Source organism: Streptomyces sp. NPDC001843, assembly GCF_042891955.1.
Lineage (GTDB): Bacteria > Actinomycetota > Actinomycetes > Streptomycetales > Streptomycetaceae > Streptomyces.
The window spans coordinates 217,141-234,158 of record NZ_JBIATQ010000008.1 but is presented as its reverse complement, the minus strand read 5'-3'; the positions used below and the strand labels follow the sequence as shown (position 1 = coordinate 234,158).

Here is a 17,018-nt window from a genome sequence, read left to right as displayed (position 1 = left end):
TAAACCGGTCTGTGACGGCTTGGTAACGCATTGTGCGTAACTGACCCGACAGGACCGCCCGGTGTGCGCCGATGACCGCGCTCCCGGCGCACAGCTGCCGACTTGGGGCGGTGCACTGACCGATGTGGCGGTTTCCGGGGCAGGCGGGAGCCGTGGGGTGCTATGAGGCGCATTTGTGCGGGCGGTTAGGCTCCGGCCTCATGGACGTACTCATCCATCTCTTCGTCGGCCTGCACATCATCGGCATCGCCGCGCTCCTCGGCGGCTTCCTGACCCAGATGAAGGCGATGGGCCGGGGCGAGGCCCGCTTCGTTCCCGCCATGCTGCACGGCGCGCTCACCATGCTGGTCACCGGTGTGATCCTGGTCGGGCTCAACCAGGCCGACGACCACCACGTCAACAACATCAAGATCGGCGTGAAGCTGGCCCTGCTGATCGTGATCCTCGGGCTCGTCTACGTGAAGCGGGACGAGGAGCGGGTGGACAAGGGCCTCTTCGGTCTGGTGGGCCTGCTCACCATGGCGAACATCTTCATCGCCGTGCTGTGGACGTGATCGCGCCGACGACGGCCGCGAGCCACGCGGCGACCGAGATCCACACCAGCACCACGCCCGGGCCCCGCAGCCAGGGGATGCCCACGGTGGCGCCGACGGACAGCGTGGCGGCCGCCGTCATCCCCATCGGGAACACCGTCGACCAGCGGCGCACGTCGTAGCCCGGCCGAGGGCGGGCCGCCTCCGCGAACAGCAGGACGGCGTAACAGGCCAGATCCAGTACGAGCAGCGCGACGGTCACGGTGCGCAGGACGTCCCGGTCGTCGTCGCTCCACAGATACAGGTGCGGACTGTCGGCGGCGATCAGCCGCGCCCCGGCCAGCGCCGAGATGGCGAGCGCGCCGCCCGCGATCCATTGGTCCCCGGCGCCCTCGACGACCTGCCGCGGATCGAACCGGGCCAGGGCCAGCGCGTAGAACAGCAGTCCCAGCCAGAAGAGCACCAGCGCCGTGTGCGCGAGCCACGCCGTCGACGTCGCGTCGGCCAGCACGGCCGCGGACACGGCGAGCGCCTGTGTGGCCACGCAGCCCATGAACGCCGTCCCCGGCATGCGCCGCCCCCAGTGCCGTACGACGGGGGCGAGCAGTACGGGCCAGAGCACGGCCGCCAGCGCGAGCAGCGCCTCGGCCAGGACCTGTCGGCCGAGCAGCGAGAACCGGGTCCCCAGTACCGCGGTGCCGGCGACGGCGGTGAGCGCACCCGGCGTCTCCGCCTCCGCCGCCCACCGCTCCCGTTCGAACACCAGTCGGGCGGCGAAGGCCGCCGCGAATCCCAGCCAGGCGGCACACGCCACCCCGAGGGCGATCCGTGACAGCACCGCGTGGCCCGCGAGCAGCAACCCCACCGACACGATCCCCGTCGCCATCACGGCGGCACCACCCGCCGGTGAACGCCGGGCCCACCAGACGTGCAGGGGTGAGGAGGAGCCGGGCATGGGCCGATGCTAGGGGCCCGGTGGCTCAGGCCGGTCGCACCACGCTGTGGATGATCGATTCGCCGTCGTAGTAGATCGACTCCTCGCGGACGTATGCGCCGGGCTTGGGGGCGTGGATCATCATGCCGTTGCCGATGTAGATGCCGACGTGGCTGATGTCGTCGTAGAAGAAGATCAGATCACCGGGCTGGGAGTCGGCGAGCGAGACCGTCGTGCCGGCGTCGACCTGGTCGTAGGTGGTGCGCGGCAGACTGACGCCGGCGGCCCTCCAGGTGGCCTGGGTCAGGCCGGAGCAGTCGTAGGAGCCCGGACCGGTGGCGCCCCAGACGTACGGCTTGCCTATCTGCGCACGGGCGAACTCGATCGCCTTCGCGGCCTTGGTGGCGTACGAGGACGACGAGCCCGTGGACGTCGAAGGGGGGGTGGAAGGGGCCGTGGAGGGAGGCGTCGAGGGGGACGCGGTGGCGCCGGTGTCCTGCTCGGCCGCACGTTCGGCCGCCTGCTGCTTCGCGAGCTCCGCCGCCTTGCGCGCGGCCTCCTCCCGCTTCTGCTTCTCGATCGCCGCCAGCCGGGCCTTCTCCTGGGCCGTCAGCGTGGACAGCAGCTCGCGCGCGGTGGCGAGCTTCTTCTGGACGGTGGCCTTGGCGGTGTGCAGCTCGTTCTGCGACTCGGTCAGCGTCTCGAGGCTCGCCGTGGCCTCCTGTCGCTTCCTCGTCGTCGCGGACTGCTCGGTGACGTAGTCGTCGACCGCGCCCTTCTCCCGGGAGGTCAGCCGGTTCATCAGCTGGGTCTGGTCGAAGTAGTCCTGCGGGGTGTCCGCGAGCAGGAAGGTGGCGGTGTCGGGGGCGGCGGCCCCGGTCCGGTACTGGGCCGCGGCGAACGAGCCCAGCTTCTCACGTGCCTTGTTGAGCTTCTCCGTGCGCTTGGCGACCTCGTCGAGGAGGGTGTCGACCCGTCTGCGCTGCTTGCCGGTGTTCTCCTTGGCCGCGTTGTACTTGTCGGTCGCCGACTCCGCCTGGCGGTAGAGGGAGTCGACCTTCTTCTCGACCTCCTCCAGGCTCGGCCTGCCGTCGGCGGCTGGGGCGGCGGGGGCGGCGTCGGCCGGCTGGGAGAGCAGGGCCACGGAGGTGAGAGCGGCGGTGGCGAGGGCGGGCTTGCGGATTCCCGCGACTCCCGTACCCGAGGAACGCTTGCGGTGCGACGCCAACGGAGGCGACTCCTTCCAGTGTTCCGCCTACCGGGTTAGCTGTCGGGTTCGGGCGGGTGGTTCGGAAGGGTTGCCCTACGGTCCTCGTCCTTGCGGGAGAACGGACCGATTCACCCCAGGTCTCGGTGTGGGTCCCCGGCTCCGGCTGGCGTGGGGGCGCGCGCCGGACTCGACGGAGGCCGCGCGGCCCGGCGACGTTCGCCGGTGGGGGTCGTGCGGCCTGCCAGGCACGGTAGCCAACTCGTGTGGCTCATGTGAAGGTTGATGCACGTTATGCCCGATAGATCTTATGATTTACGTAAGGGTTTCCGTCCGCGTGACGGTGTCGCTCCGGACCGTGAGTGAAGGGCGGACCGGTCATCTTTCCGGGGCGGCGGCCGGTTGTCGGTGGCGCGCCCTAGACTCGGAGAGCGATGAGCAGCCTCTTTGACGACAGCTTCCTGGCGGACCTCCAGGCCCCTCGCGGGCACGCGGAGGAGCCCCCGCCGCCGCCCGAGGACGATCACGCTCCGGAACCGGTTCCGGACGATCTGTTCGGCGGGAAGTTCGACGTGCCGCCGGACCGATGGGGGTCCCCCCGCTCGAGCGAAGCCGAGAGTGGGGGAGAGTACTACCGGAACGGCGCCCCCCGCCCGGCCGTCGACGCGGCCGCGCTCCTGGAGGGGCTGAACGAGAACCAGCGCGCCGCCGTCGTCCACTCCGGCTCCCCACTGCTCATCGTGGCCGGCGCCGGGTCCGGCAAGACCCGTGTGCTCACCCACCGCATCGCCCACCTGCTCGGCGAGCGGGGCGTCCACCCCGGTCAGATCCTGGCGATCACCTTCACCAACAAGGCCGCCGGCGAGATGAAGGAGCGCGTCGAGCAGCTCGTCGGCCCGCGCGCGAACGCGATGTGGGTGATGACCTTCCACAGCGCGTGCGTGCGCATCCTGCGCCGGGAGAGCAAGAAGCTCGGCTTCACTTCGTCGTTCTCGATCTACGACGCCGCCGACTCCAAACGCCTGATGGCCCTGGTCTGCCGCGACCTGGACCTCGACCCGAAGCGCTTCCCGCCGAAGTCCTTCAGCGCCAAGATCTCCAACCTGAAGAACGAGCTGATCGACGAGGAGGACTTCGCCGCCCAGGCGGCCGACGGCTTCGAGAAGACCCTCGCCCAGGCCTACGCCCTCTACCAGTCGCGGCTGCGCGAGGCCAACGCCCTCGACTTCGACGACCTGATCATGACGACGGTCAACCTGCTCCGCGCCTTCCCGGACGTCGCCGAGCACTACCGCCGCCGCTTCCGCCACGTCCTCGTCGACGAGTACCAGGACACCAACCACGCCCAGTACGCCCTCGTGCGCGAGCTCGTCGGCACCGCCGAGCACCCGGTGGACGTGCCGCCCGGCCCGGACGACCTCCAGCCCGCCGAGCTGTGCGTGGTGGGTGACGCCGACCAGTCGATCTACGCCTTCCGCGGCGCGACGATCCGCAACATCCTCCAGTTCGAGGAGGACTACCCGGACGCGACGACGATCCTGCTGGAGCAGAACTACCGCTCCACCCAGACGATCCTCTCCGCGGCCAACGCGGTCATCGAGCGCAACGAGTCCCGCCGCCCCAAGAACCTGTGGACCAACGCCGGCACGGGCGCCCGCATCACGGGGTACGTGGCCGACACCGAGCACGACGAGGCGCAGTTCGTCGCCGAAGAGATAGACCGCCTCACGGACGCCGGCGAGGCCAAGGCGGGGGACGTCGCCGTCTTCTACCGCACCAACGCCCAGTCCCGTGTCTTCGAAGAGGTCTTCATCCGCGTCGGCCTGCCCTACAAGGTCGTCGGCGGTGTCCGCTTCTACGAGCGCAAGGAGGTCCGGGACGTCCTGGCCTACCTGCGGGTCCTCGCCAACCCGGAGGACTCGGTGCCGCTGCGTCGCATCCTCAACGTGCCCAAGCGCGGCATCGGCGAGCGCGCGGAGGCGATGATCGACGCCCTCTCCCAGCGGGAGAAGATCAGCTTTCCGCAGGCGCTGAAGCGGGTCGACGAGGCGTACGGCATGGCGGCGCGGTCGACGAACGCGGTGAAGCGGTTCAACGTGCTGATGGAGGAACTCCGTACGATCGTCGAGTCCGGCGCGGGCCCGGCGACCGTCCTGGAAGCCGTCCTCGAACGCACCGGGTACCTGGCCGAGTTGCAGGCCTCCACCGACCCGCAGGACGAGACCCGCATCGAGAACCTCCAGGAACTCGCGGCCGTGGCGCTCGAATTCGAGCAGGAGCGCGGCGAGGGCGAGTCGGTGGGCCTGTCCGACTTCCTGGAGCAGGTCGCCCTGGTCGCCGACTCCGACCAGATCCCGGACGAGGAGGACGGTGACGGCGTCATCACGCTGATGACGCTGCACACCGCCAAGGGCCTGGAATTCCCGGTGGTGTTCCTGACCGGTATGGAGGACGGCGTCTTCCCGCACATGCGTGCCCTCGGCCAGACCAAGGAGCTGGAGGAGGAGCGGCGCCTGGCGTACGTCGGCATCACGCGCGCGCGGGAACGGCTGTATCTGACCCGCTCGGCGATGCGCAGCGCGTGGGGCCAGCCGTCGTACAACCCGCCCTCCCGCTTCCTGGAGGAGATCCCGCCCGCCCATGTGGAGTGGAAGCGGAAGGGAGCGGCGGCCCCGATGTCCTCCGGGCCGGCCTCCGGCGTGGCGGCCTCGCTGTCGTCGTCCCGCTCGCGCTCCTCGGCGGCGGGCGCTTCCGGCTTCGCCACACGCCGGACCTCGGAGAAGCCGGTGGTCGCCCTGTCCGTCGGGGACCGGGTGACGCACGACCAGTTCGGGCTCGGCACGGTGGTGGCGGTGAAGGGCGCGGGCGCCAACGCCGAGGCGTCGATCGACTTCGGAGACACCAAGCCGAAGCGGCTGCTGCTGCGCTACGCGCCGGTGGAGAAGCTGTAGGAGCGTCAGGGTCCCGGGGGCCGGGCCCCCGGGAGCCTACGTCGGGTCAAGCCCGTGGCTGCGCAGCCACGGCAGCGGGTCTATGGGCGCTCCGCCGGCCGGCCGGACCTCGAAGTGCAGGTGCGGGCCGGTGGAGTTGCCGGAGTTCCCGGAGTACGCGATCTGCTGCCCGGCTTTGACGATCGTCCCGGAGGGAACCTGGTACCTGGAGAGGTGGCAGTACCAGGTCTGCGTGCCGTCCTTCGCCGTCAGGATCAGCATGTTGCCGTAGGCACTGTTCCACTTCGTCGTCACGGTGCCGTCGGTCGCCGCCATCACCGGCGTCCCGTACGAGACAGGGAAGTCGATGCCCGTGTGCACCGACATCCAGTTCACTCCCGCCTGGCCGAAATAGGCGCTGAGCCCTTTCTGCGTGACCGGGAGGACGTACTTGGGGCGCAGCCGCTCCTTGCGGGCGGCCTCCGCGATCGCCTTCTTCTTCTGGGCTTCCTGCTGGGCCTTGAGGTCGATGCGTTCCTGGGTCCGGCTGGCCCGGTCCGCGAAGTCGTCGGCGCCCGCGGAGAGGGTCCTGAGCTGGCTGTCCAGCTTGCTGTTGGCGACGGACGGTTTCACCGCATGGGCGTCCGAAGCGGTGGCCGTGGTGTCCTTGCCCCCGTCGTCGGTCAGGCTACCGACGGAGGCGGCGGCGATCCCCGCCACTCCCATCACGCACACCGAGGGCACGGCGACGGTCAGCAGCGCGGAGCGCTTGGGAGGACTCTTGCGGCGGGAACGGGCCGCGCTGCGGGAACCCGGCCGGGGCGAGGCCGGGACGATCTCCTCCTGGCCGTCGAGCAGCGGGGCGACGGTGGGCAGTTCGCCGGTGGCGGCCGGATCGCCGTCCTCGGCGACGGGCTCCTCGGCGGCCTCCTGGTACGGGAGCTGCTCGAAGGTGGCGGTCGCCTGCTGGTCGAAGGGCTGCTCGAAGGACTCGGGCCGCTGCTCGGGATCGGTGGCCGCGGCGGTGCCGTCGGAGTTCCACTGCGTGGCGTCGTACGCGCCGGTGTCGAAGGCCTGTGTGCCCCACTCCCACTGCTGGGTGAGGTCGGCGCCGGCCGCGGACTGGTCGGGCTGGAGCCAGGCGCCCGCGTCCCACTGGCCGCTGACGTCGGGGGACGTGGCCTGGTGCGGGATGCCGACCAGCGGCTGGTGGCCGGTGGTCCAGGCGGTGGCGTCGTAGGCACCGGAGTCGTAAGTGGCGTGGCTCTGGCCGGTGTACGGGTCGTAGTGCCCGCTCTGGTGGCCACCGGTCGTCCACTGCGTCGTCTCGTACGCGCCGGTGGTGTGGTCCTGGCCAGGGAGGCTGCCGAAGAGCGGGTCGGACTCGAAGGCCGCGGTGGTGTGGGTGCCGGTCTGCAAACCGGTGGCGCCGTACCCGTCGTACGTGGTGAAGTCGCCGTACTGGGTTTCCTGGCCGCCGTGGGTCGCGTAGTGCCCAGAGGCGGCGTCGGAAGCCGGAGCCGGGGTGGTCATCGCCCCCGACGGGTCACGGTCGTTCACCAACTTCTCTTTCGCCTCGACAACAGGGGCTGGCAGAGCAGTGCGGCGACTGTACCCGGCGGTACGCGGGCGCGACAATCTTCGGCCGGTTTCAGGCTCGCAGGAAACGGGCATTCGGCCGTGTTTCGGCGGACGATGGACGCGGGTTTGGCTTTGTGTTCGAAGAATGTTCGACGTTGAGTGGCTCTTTCCCTGGGCAAACGAGCCGTCCGGAAGGGTAAATGGGCCCTCCGGACGGCTGTCGGACCGCTCGGCATCCTGGGTCAGGACGAGATCAAGAAGCGACCGTGAGGCCGTTCCGGCGTTTCTCGGCCCCCGCCACCGGCTGTTCGCTGTCGAGGGCCTGCCGTATCCCTGCCGCGACGGCCGGGTGCACCGGCAGGGCGAGATGTCCGATCCCGGTCACCGGCACGTTCATCGCCATCAGGTCGGGGTGATCGATGCGGGCGGTCTCCAGCGGGTCCATCAAGGAGTCGAGGTCGCTCCAGAAGCTCACGAAATACGTGCGGCAGCCGGGTGCCGGGCGCGTGAGTTCCTCGATCAGCTCCGAGTCCGGGCGCATCTGGCGCACGATCGGGTGCGCGTTCGCCAGCGGGGCGACCCGGGTGCCGCCGTGCGGGCTGCCCAGCGTCACGAGCGTACGGACCCGGTGGTCACCGCCGAGCCGCTGCACGTAGTAACGCGCGATGAGTCCGCCGAGGCTGTGGCCCACCACATCGACCCGGGGGCTGCCGGTCCGTTCGCAGACCTCCTCTATGTGCCGGCCCAGCAGCTCCGCCGCGACACGGATGTCCCGGGTCAACGGCGAGTAGTTGAGCGACAGGACCCGCTGCCTGCCGTGCCGGAGGAGACTGCGGCGCAGCAGTACGAAGACCGAGCGGTTGTCGACGAAGCCGTGCAGCAGGACGACCGGGGGCCGCTCCTGGACGGGCAGCTTGGCGCCGCCGCCCTGCGCCGGCACGACCGGGGAGCGGCGCTCCTGGACCACGCCGGTCGGGTACAGCAGGAGGTGCCCCGCGAGGATCGCGGCCTCCAGGGCGGTCGCCTTCAGGAGGGCCAGGGACAGTCCCGCCACTCTGTCCGGCACGAGACGGCGGCAGAGCGGGAGTACGGGGTCCAGTGCCCTGGTGACCTTCATGGCCGGCCTCCTGTCGGCACGCCGGAGGACGGCGTCGCCCCCCGTGTGCCCTCATGGGATGCCGCGGGGAACGTGGCCGACGGCGCGGAAGAGGCCGACGTGGGACGCGTGAGGCGTGCGGCGCCCGCGGCGTCCTGCCCTACGTGCCCGACGTGTCCTTCCTGACGCCGTGGACCACGCCGCGGCTCCCGAACGTGTCCCACCGTGTGATTTCCCCCTCGGTCGGTGCCGTGAAACTGGCGGTTGCGGGATGCTGTGGATAACGTTCGTTCACTTCTCGCTTCATGGAGGCAGCGATGGGTGTGGCAGCCGGTCCGATCCGCGTGGTGGTGGCCAAGCCGGGGCTCGACGGCCACGACCGCGGCGCCAAGGTGATCGCGCGGGCCCTGCGCGACGCCGGCATGGAGGTCATCTACACGGGCCTCCACCAGACGCCGGAACAGATCGTCGACACGGCGATCCAGGAGGACGCCGACGCGATCGGCCTGTCCATCCTCTCCGGGGCCCACAACACCCTCTTCACGGCGGTCATCGACCTCCTCAAGGAGCGCGAGGCCGACGACATCCTGGTCTTCGGCGGCGGCATCATCCCCGAGGCGGACATCGCGCCCCTGAAGGAGAAGGGCGTCGCGGAGATCTTCACGCCCGGGGCGACCACGGCCTCGATCGTGGAGTGGGTACGGGAGAACGCGCGTCAGTCCGCGGAGGCGTAGCGCAGCTCGTCTGCCATCGCCGCGCGCAGCCGCAACGTCGTGACGAGCCGCTGGAACGCCTCCGCCCAGTACCCTCCGGCCCCCGGCGACGCGTCCTCCGGCTCGTCCGGCACGGCCAGCAGCCCGTCGAGCCGTGAGGCCTCCGCCGGATCCAGGCACCGCTCGGCCAGGCCCATCACGCCACTGAAGCTCCATGGATAACTCCCCGCGTCCCGCGCGATCTCCAAGGCGTCCACCACGGACCGCCCGAGCGGCGCGGCCCACGGCACCGCGCACACCCCGAGCAGCTGGAACGCCTCGGACAGTCCGTGCGTCGCGATGAACCCGGCCACCCAGGCGGCCCGTTCCTCCGCGCCCAGCGTGCCCAGCAGTTTCGCCCGCTCCGCCAGGGAGACCGCTCCGGGCCCACCCGCCTCGGGCGCCGACGGCGGGCCGAGCAGCGCGCGGGACCACTCCGCGTCCCGCTGGCGCACCGCCGCGCGGCACCAGGCCGCGTGCAGTTCGCCCTGCCAGTCGTCCGCGACCGGCAGCGCCACGATCTCCTGGGGCGTGCGCCCGCCGAGCCGTGCCGGCCAGACGCCGAGCGGTGCCGCCTCCACCAGCTGACCCAGCCACCACGATCGCTCTCCTCTGCCCATAGGAGGTCTGGACACGACACCGTCCCGTTCCATACTCGTGTCGCACTCAAGGGGCGCTTCCACCACGAGCGTTGCCGTGTCCCGGGTGTGATCGACGGCCACACACGCCCCGGCCCGCACCGCCATCCGCGCGGCGAGCGCCGAACCGGGCAGTGCCGACAGCAACTCGGCGGCGGTCGCCCGCACATTGCGGCTGCGGTCGGCCAGGGCCTGTTCCAGGAAGGGCTCGTCCTCGGCGGTGAGCCCCGTGCGCAGCGAGTCGAGGAACATCAGCCGGTCCTCCGCGCGCTCCGTGGCCCAGGTCGCCGCCAGCAGTTCGCGCGCGACCGCCGGCCTGCGCGCCCGTATCGCCGCGAGCAGCGCGATCCGCTCGGCGAACAGTCCCTCCTCCCAGAGCCGTCCCACCTCGCCGGCGTCGTCTAGGTCCGGCAGGGCCGCGCCGCCGCCGGGTGCCGCGCGCAGGGCGAACCGCCAGTCCGGGTTGAGCCGGGCCAGCCACAGCGCCCGCGAGCCCCCGAACGCCAGCACCGCGGGACGCAGGTCCGTACGCCCCCGGGCCGCGTCCAGCAGCGCGGGCAGCGCCTGCGGGGGCGGTGCGTACCCGTGTGTGTTCGCCGCCGCGAGCCACTGGGGCAGCAGCTCCATCAGGTCCGGCAAGGTGCCACGGCGGCCGCCTCCGCCGGTGCCGGGGCGGTCGGCCAGCAGCATCGCCAGCCTGCGGACCGCCGGGGCGGGCAGCGCCGGGCGAGGGTCCTCGGGAGCGGGTTCCGGCCGCCGGGCCGCCGTGGCCGGACGGAGCCCGGCCCGTCGTCGTACGGTCTCCACGGCCGCCGCGTCCAGCAGCGCCACCGGAGCCTCCCGCCCGGGCCCGCCACCGGTCGGCGGGCGCCGGTCGGTACCGAGCAGGGCCGTGGTGACGAGCTCCTCCCAGGCGCCCGCGGCGGACGCGTCCGCCGCAGCGGGGGTGCCGTTCATGACGTGCCTCTCGATCGGTGGGCGGTGGGGTGAAGTGACCGGCGGCCCCGGGGGCCGGGGCGGTTTGTTCGCGGACTGGTTGAACGGTGGCCCATATCGGATGTCCCCCGAGTCGTGCTGTATGCGCGCTTTCCTGCGGTCAGCACAGCGTCACCGCCTCCCCGGCTCCCGTGGGCCAGGCCGCCAGCGGAGTGAAACCCCGGTGTCCGCACTCGCCGAAGACCTTGACGGGGGCGCCGCCGGACAGCGCGACCAGGCGCCACAGCCCCGGGCGGGAGCGGGCGGCGGGAGTGAGGGGAAGAGCCGAGTCGGTGTCGGCGTCCGCCAGTTGCCAGGAGTCACCGGCCGGGCTCGGGACGACCCGGTCCAGCGTGACGGGGACCGCGTCCAGCCAGGGATCGTCCCGCAGCGCCTCGCCGTACCGGGCGACCGCCTCGGCCGTGGTGAGACCCGGCGGCCGGATCGCGGCGGGCGCGGGCGGGGCGAACCGCTCGCCCAGGGCCGCCCGAAGCTGCCCGGCGCCGGGATACGCGGACACCTCGGCGTCCAGGGTCAGCCCGACCGGCAGCGCCAGCTCGGGGGCCCGTCCGGCCGCACCGTACGACAGCAGCAGAGCCGTACGGCCGGACTCGGCGCCGTACAGCCATATCCGGCGCGTGGTCAGCTTGGCGTCGGACGTGTCGTACTGGGCGAGGACGAGCCAGTGGTCGCGCACCGGCGGGCCGTCCGCCGAGGCCGGCAGGCCGACCCGGGAACGGACCGTCGCCGCGAGGGCGTCCGGGAGCCGCTCGTGGCGCAGCCAGCCCTGGTCGAGGAGGTGCAGCAGCGCGCACTCCTCCAGCAGCCGCACCGGCCACCCCGGCCCGGACGCCGGTATCGCCCCCAACCCCCGCACCCGGGCGGCCAGGCCGGGCGCCTGGGCGTCGACCATGCGGGCCGCCGTCTCCTCCCACAGCCCGTACCCCGCCTGCTCCGCCGAGGCGAGACCGCCGCGCAGCAGATCCGCCAGCCGCTGCTCCAGCTCCGTCGCGCCCGAGGTGACCCGCTCGGCCCGGCGCTCCGCCCGGCGCCGGGCGGCCTCCGGGTCAGCGGCCCCGGAAGCGGAACTCCCAGCGCCCCCCGTCTGCCCGTCCGCCGAGCGTCTGCGTCTGCCCGAGATCCACTGCTCCGCCCAGTCCGGCGCCCGGTCGGCGACCGGCACCGCACCGTCCCCGCCGGCCCACAGCAACAGCAGGCCGAGCGCGTGCTTGCACGGGAACTTGCGGCTCGGGCAACTGCACTTGTACGCCGGCCCCGCCGCGTCCGCGATGTTCGCGATGTCGACGATTGTCTGATACGGCCTGCTGCCGCTTCCCTTGCACAGCCCCCACACCGTCCCCTCGTCGGAACTGCCCGTCTCGGACCACGGCCCCGCCGCGCCGAGTTTGCTCCCCGCTTTGCGTGACGCGGCGTCAGGCGCCAGAGCCAGCACCTGCTCCGCGGTCCAGCGCACCCCCTGCTCAGTCATGCCACCGACGGTAGGTCCCGCCACTGACAATCGACCCGGAGAGCGCGTCTGTGCAGGTCAGAGTGATTGTCAGTGGTGTGGTGCAGGGTTGGTGACAGATCCGAACCGGCCGAGCTGGAGGGGGCCTCAGCCATGTCTGTGTCCGTGGAACCGACGTCCGTGCAGACGGACGGGAAGCAGCCGTCCGCCGCGTTGCGACCGCACGCCGAGGACGCCTTCGCCGCCGAACTCGCCGCGCTGGCCGCGCAGGACGACCGCCCGCGCCCGGCCCGCTGGAAGCTGTCGCCGTGGGCGGTCGCCACGTACCTGCTCGGCGGCACACTGCCGGACGGCACCGTGATCACACCGAAGTACGTGGGACCGCGCCGCATCGTCGAGGTCGCCGTCACCACGCTCGCCACCGACCGGGCGCTGCTGCTGCTCGGCGTGCCCGGGACCGCGAAGACCTGGGTGTCCGAGCACCTGGCGGCGGCCGTCAGCGGCGACTCCACCCTCCTGGTGCAGGGCACGGCGGGCACCCCGGAGGAGGCCATCCGCTACGGCTGGAACTACGCGCAGCTTCTCGCCCACGGCCCCAGCCGGGACGCCCTGGTGCCCAGCCCGGTCATGCGGGCCATGGCCGAGGGCATGACGGCCCGCGTCGAGGAACTGACCCGTATCCCGGCCGACGTGCAGGACACCCTGATCACGATCCTGTCGGAGAAGACGCTGCCGATACCGGAGCTGGGGCAGGAGGTGCAGGCGGTGCGCGGGTTCAACCTCATCGCCACCGCCAACGACCGCGACCGCGGGGTCAACGACCTGTCCAGCGCCCTGCGCCGCCGATTCAACACCGTGGTGCTGCCGTTGCCGGAGAGCGCCGAAGCCGAGGTCGACATCGTCTCGCGCCGTGTCGACCAGATCGGCCGCTCCCTGGACCTGCCGGCCGTGCCCGACGGCATCGACGAGATCCACCGTGTCGTGACCGTCTTCCGTGAACTGCGCGACGGCATCACCGCCGACGGCCGTACGAAGCTGAAGTCGCCAAGCGGCACGCTGTCCACGGCCGAGGCCATCTCGGTCGTCACCAACGGTCTCGCACTGGCCGCGCACTTCGGGGACGGCGTGCTGCGGCCGGCCGACGTGGCCGCGGGCATCCTCGGCGCCGTCGTCCGCGACCCGGCGGCCGACCGTGTCATCTGGCAGGAGTACCTGGAGACGGTCGTCCGTGAGCGGGACGGCTGGAAGGACTTCTACCGGGCCTGCCGGGAGGTGAGCGCGTGAACGACACCCGATGGCCGAAGGCATCGGCCGCCGGACCGCTGCTGCTCGGTGTGCGGCACCACGGACCGGGCTCGGCGCGGGCGGTGCGGGCCGCGCTGGCTGCCGCCCGGCCGGGGGTCGTGCTGATCGAGGGGCCGCCCGAGGCCGACGCGTTGATCCCGCTGGCCGCCGACGACCGTATGCGGCCACCGGTCGCGCTCCTAGCCCACGCCGTGGACGAGCCCGGCCGCTCGGCCTTCTGGCCGCTGGCCGAGTTCTCCCCGGAGTGGGTGGCGATCCGCTGGGCGCTGGAACACGGGGTTCCGGCCCGCTTCGTCGACCTGCCCGCCGCGCACACGCTGGCGTGGGGGAGAGAAGAAGGAGAGGCGAAGGCGCCCGGGCAGGACGGCGAGGCTGGCGACGTCCGCCTCGACCCCCTCGCCGTGCTCGCAGGGGCCGGTGGTTACGACGATCCCGAGCGCTGGTGGGAGGACGTCGTCGAACACCGGGGCGTGGGCGACCGTGACCCGTTCGCGCCGTTCACCGCCCTGGAGGAGGCCATGGGCGCGCTGCGGGAGCGGTACGGCACCGGCGGGCACACCCGGGACCCCGTGCGGGAGGCGTACATGAGGCTGCAGATCCGGGCGGCCCAGCGGGAGTTCGCGGACGGGGTGGCCGTGGTGTGCGGGGCGTGGCATGTGCCCGCGCTGCGGGAGAAGACCGCCGTCGCCGCGGACCGGGCGCTGCTGAAGGGGCTGCCCAAGGTCAAGGTGGACATGACCTGGGTGCCATGGACGAACCGCAGACTGGCCCGGGCCGGTGGGTACGGCGCGGGCATCGACTCGCCGGGTTGGTACGGACACCTGTTCACCGCGCCGGACCGGCCCGTGGAGCGGTGGCTGACCAAGGTCGCGAGGCTGTTGCGCGAGGAGGACCGGATCGTCTCCTCGGCCCATGTCATCGAGGCGGTACGGCTGGCCGAGACGCTCGCCGCGATGCGCGGCCGACCGCTGGCCGGCCTGAGCGAGACCACCGACGCGGTGCGCGCGGTGATGTGCGAGGGCTCGGACGTGCCCCTCGCGCTGGTGCACGACCGGCTGGTGGTCGGGGACGTCCTGGGCGAAGTCCCCGAGGGTGCGCCCGCGGTGCCGCTGCAGCGCGACCTGGACCGGCAGCAGCGCGGGCTGCGGCTCAGACCGGAGGCGCTGGAGCGGGAGCTGGAGCTCGACCTGCGCAAGGAGACCGACGCCGGGCGCAGCCGGCTGCTGCACCGGCTGCGGCTGCTCGGCGTCGACTGGGGCGAGCCGGTGGCCTCCCGGGGCAGTACGGGCACGTTCCGGGAGACGTGGCGGCTGCGCTGGGAGCCGGAGCTGTCCGTGCGGGTGGCCGAAGCCGGGGTGTGGGGCACGACCGTCGTCGCCGCCGCGACCGGCAAGGCCGAGGCGGACGCCCTGGCCGCCCGGTCCCTCGCCGAGGTCACCGCCCTCGCGGAGCACTGCCTGCTCGCGGAACTGACGGACGCCCTGTCGGTGGTGATGCGCGCGCTCGCCGACCGCGCGGCGCTGGACACCGACGTGGGCCATCTGGCGCAGGCCTTGCCCGCCCTGGTCCGCTCCCTGCGTTACGGCGACGTGCGCGGCACCGGCACCCAGGCCCTCGCCGAGGTCGCCGCGGGCATCGCCGAGCGGGTCTTCGTCGGCCTGCCCCCGGCCTGCGTCGCGCTGGACGCGGACGCGGCCGACGAGATGCGCGGCCATGTGGACGCCATGCACGGGGCGGTCGGAATGCTCGCGGAGGCGGCCGTCCCCGGTCACGGCGATCTGCGTCCGCGGTGGCGCGCGGTGTTGCGGACCCTGTCCGCGCGGGAAGCCGTGCCCGGGGTCATACGGGGGCGTGCCGTGCGGCTCCTGCTGGACGACGGGGAGCTGGGACAGGACGCGGCGGCCCGGCTGATGGGGCTGGCGCTGTCGCCGGGGACGCCGCCCGCCGACGCCGCGGCGTGGATCGAGGGCTTCGTCGGCGGTGGGGGCGGGATGCTGCTCGTGCACGACGAGCGGCTGCTCGGACTGGTCGACGCCTGGCTGACCGCGGTGCCGGCGGAGGCCTTCACGGATGTACTGCCGCTGCTGCGGCGCACGTTCTCGGCGTACGAGGCGGGGGTGCGCAGAACCCTCGGGGAGCTGGTGCGGCGCGGGCCGGGGGAGCGGGGGAGCGCGGCGAGCACCGGTTCCGGCACACCCGGCTTCGCGGCCGGCCTCGACCCGGCGCGCGCGGACGCCGTGCTGCCGGTGCTGCGGCTGCTGCTGGGCCTGGACTCAGAGGGTGCGCTCGCCGACGACAACGACCTGGTGGGGGTGGGCACATGACGGCCGAGGCGGTGTACCCGCGTACGGATGACGACGCGGGCCGGGAGCGGCTGCGGCGCTGGCGGCTGGTCCTCGGGGGAGACGCGGCCGACGGCACCGGATGCTCCCTGTCCGGGCGGGACGCGGCGATGGACGGCGCGCTGACCGCGCTCTACGGCAAGGGAGACCGGCCGCAGACGGGCCGGGACCGGGCTGCCGGGCTCGGGGCTTCCGCGCCGTCCGTGGCGCGCTGGCTCGGGGACATCCGCACGTACTTCCCGTCCTCCGTCGTCCAGGTCATGCAACGGGACGCCATCGACCGGCTCGGACTGGCCACCCTGCTGCTGGAGCCGGAGATGCTGGAGGCGGTCGAGGCCGACGTGCACCTCGTCGGCACGCTGCTGTCGCTGAACAAGGCGATGCCGGAGACGACGAAGGAGACGGCACGGGCGGTCGTGCGCAAGGTCGTCGAGGACCTGGAGAAACGGCTGGCCACCCGCACCCGGGCCACCCTCACCGGCGCTCTCGACCGCAGCGCGCGCGTCACCCGCCCGCGCCACCACGACATCGACTGGAACCGCACGATCGCGGCCAACCTCAAGCACTACCTGCCGGAGTACCGGACGGTCGTGCCGGAACGGCTCATCGGCTACGGGCGGGCGTCGCAGTCGGTGAAGAAGGAGGTCGTCCTCTGCATCGACCAGTCCGGTTCGATGGCCGCGTCCGTCGTCTACGCGTCCGTGTTCGGGGCGGTGCTCGCCTCCATGCGGTCGATCAGCACGCGGCTCGTCGTCTTCGACACGGCCGTCGTCGACCTCACCGACCAGCTCGACGACCCGGTCGACGTCCTCTTCGGCACCCAGCTGGGTGGCGGCACGGACATCAACCGCGCGCTCGCCTACTGCCAGTCGCAGATCACCCGGCCCGCGGAGACGGTGGTCGTGCTGATCAGCGACCTCTACGAGGGCGGTATACGCGACGAGATGCTCAAGCGGGTCGCGGCGATGAAGGCGTCGGGAGTGCAGTTCGTGACGCTGCTCGCGCTGTCGGACGAAGGGGCGCCCGCCTACGACCGGGAGCACGCGGCCGCGCTCGCCGCGCTGGGCGCACCGGCGTTCGCCTGCACACCCGACCTGTTCCCGGAGGTGATGGCGGCGGCGATCGAGAAGCGTCCACTTCCCGTACCGGACACAGACCAACCGGACATGAGTACCCATCGGTAAGGGGGGCTTGCGCAAGCTCGGGCGGGGCGTGCGAGGATCGACCGCACATCCGTCGGCCCGTCAGCCGTTCCCC

12 protein-coding genes and 1 riboswitch are annotated in these 17,018 nt (G+C 72.3%); of the genes, 6 read left to right on the top strand and 6 right to left on the bottom strand.

The features are described from left to right. Nucleotides 1–200: 200 nt before the first annotated feature. On the top strand, nt 201–554 hold the full coding sequence (locus ACFYZQ_RS21690; RefSeq protein WP_389150059.1) for a hypothetical protein: 354 nt from the start codon (nt 201–203) through the stop codon (nt 552–554). Here ACFYZQ_RS21690 and ACFYZQ_RS21685 read toward each other — a convergent pair. Together ACFYZQ_RS21685 and ACFYZQ_RS21680 are read right to left on the bottom strand one after the other, a co-directional pair. After that, nucleotides 532–1,488 (bottom strand): tellurite resistance/C4-dicarboxylate transporter family protein, encoded by a 957-nt coding sequence (locus ACFYZQ_RS21685; protein ID WP_389150057.1) that lies wholly within the window; start codon nt 1,486–1,488, stop codon nt 532–534. The genes ACFYZQ_RS21690 and ACFYZQ_RS21685 overlap by 23 nt on opposite strands. Nucleotides 1,489–1,513: 25 nt before the next feature. Then, the gene (locus ACFYZQ_RS21680; RefSeq protein WP_389150054.1) at nt 1,514–2,695 is read right to left on the bottom strand and encodes an NlpC/P60 family protein; all 1,182 of its coding nucleotides are present in this window, start codon (nt 2,693–2,695) and stop codon (nt 1,514–1,516) included. 7 nt (nt 2,696–2,702) lie between these two features. After that, nucleotides 2,703–2,856, bottom strand: a riboswitch (cyclic di-AMP (ydaO/yuaA leader). A 252-nt stretch (nt 2,857–3,108) separates the two neighbouring features. On the opposite strand from ACFYZQ_RS21680, the gene pcrA reads away from it, so the two are divergent. Then, nucleotides 3,109–5,625: a DNA helicase PcrA gene (gene pcrA / locus ACFYZQ_RS21675; RefSeq protein WP_389150051.1), complete on the top strand. Its 2,517-nt coding sequence runs from the start codon at nt 3,109–3,111 to the stop codon at nt 5,623–5,625. Between the two features lie 36 nt (nt 5,626–5,661). On the opposite strand, the gene ACFYZQ_RS21670 is transcribed toward pcrA, so the two are convergent. Together ACFYZQ_RS21670 and ACFYZQ_RS21665 are read right to left on the bottom strand one after the other, a co-directional pair. Then, a complete protein-coding gene (locus ACFYZQ_RS21670; protein ID WP_389150048.1) occupies nt 5,662–7,164 on the bottom strand; it encodes a peptidoglycan DD-metalloendopeptidase family protein in 1,503 nt (500 codons plus the stop codon). Between the two features lie 274 nt (nt 7,165–7,438). Continuing rightward, complete coding sequence (locus tag ACFYZQ_RS21665) at nt 7,439–8,302, bottom strand: esterase/lipase family protein (RefSeq protein ID WP_389150045.1); 864 nt, start codon at nt 8,300–8,302, stop codon at nt 7,439–7,441. Nucleotides 8,303–8,598: 296 nt separating this feature from the next. On the opposite strand from ACFYZQ_RS21665, the gene ACFYZQ_RS21660 reads away from it, so the two are divergent. Then, nucleotides 8,599–9,015: a cobalamin B12-binding domain-containing protein gene (locus ACFYZQ_RS21660; protein ID WP_389150042.1), complete on the top strand. Its 417-nt coding sequence runs from the start codon at nt 8,599–8,601 to the stop codon at nt 9,013–9,015. Here ACFYZQ_RS21660 and ACFYZQ_RS21655 read toward each other — a convergent pair. Next, nucleotides 8,997–10,628, bottom strand: coding sequence for a DUF5691 domain-containing protein (locus ACFYZQ_RS21655; protein ID WP_389150039.1), 1,632 nt, complete (start codon nt 10,626–10,628; stop codon nt 8,997–8,999). The genes ACFYZQ_RS21660 and ACFYZQ_RS21655 overlap by 19 nt on opposite strands. Before the next feature lie 139 nt (nt 10,629–10,767). Continuing rightward, on the bottom strand, nt 10,768–12,135 hold the full coding sequence (locus tag ACFYZQ_RS21650) for an SWIM zinc finger family protein (RefSeq protein WP_389150036.1): 1,368 nt from the start codon (nt 12,133–12,135) through the stop codon (nt 10,768–10,770). A 132-nt stretch (nt 12,136–12,267) separates the two neighbouring features. On the opposite strand from ACFYZQ_RS21650, the gene ACFYZQ_RS21645 reads away from it, so the two are divergent. Genes ACFYZQ_RS21645 through ACFYZQ_RS21635 form a run of 3 tightly spaced genes read left to right on the top strand, consistent with a single transcriptional unit; the run spans nt 12,268 to nt 16,945 of the window. After that, nucleotides 12,268–13,398 (top strand): AAA family ATPase, encoded by a 1,131-nt coding sequence (locus ACFYZQ_RS21645; RefSeq protein ID WP_389150033.1) that lies wholly within the window; start codon nt 12,268–12,270, stop codon nt 13,396–13,398. Next, a complete protein-coding gene (locus tag ACFYZQ_RS21640) occupies nt 13,395–15,743 on the top strand; it encodes a DUF5682 family protein (protein WP_389150030.1) in 2,349 nt (782 codons plus the stop codon). Before ACFYZQ_RS21645 ends, ACFYZQ_RS21640 begins: the two co-directional genes overlap by 4 nt. Further along, nucleotides 15,740–16,945, top strand: a complete 1,206-nt coding sequence (locus ACFYZQ_RS21635) for a VWA domain-containing protein (RefSeq protein WP_389150028.1) — start codon at nt 15,740–15,742, stop codon at nt 16,943–16,945. The genes ACFYZQ_RS21640 and ACFYZQ_RS21635 overlap by 4 nt, the downstream gene beginning before the upstream one ends. Nucleotides 16,946–17,018 lie beyond the last annotated feature (73 nt).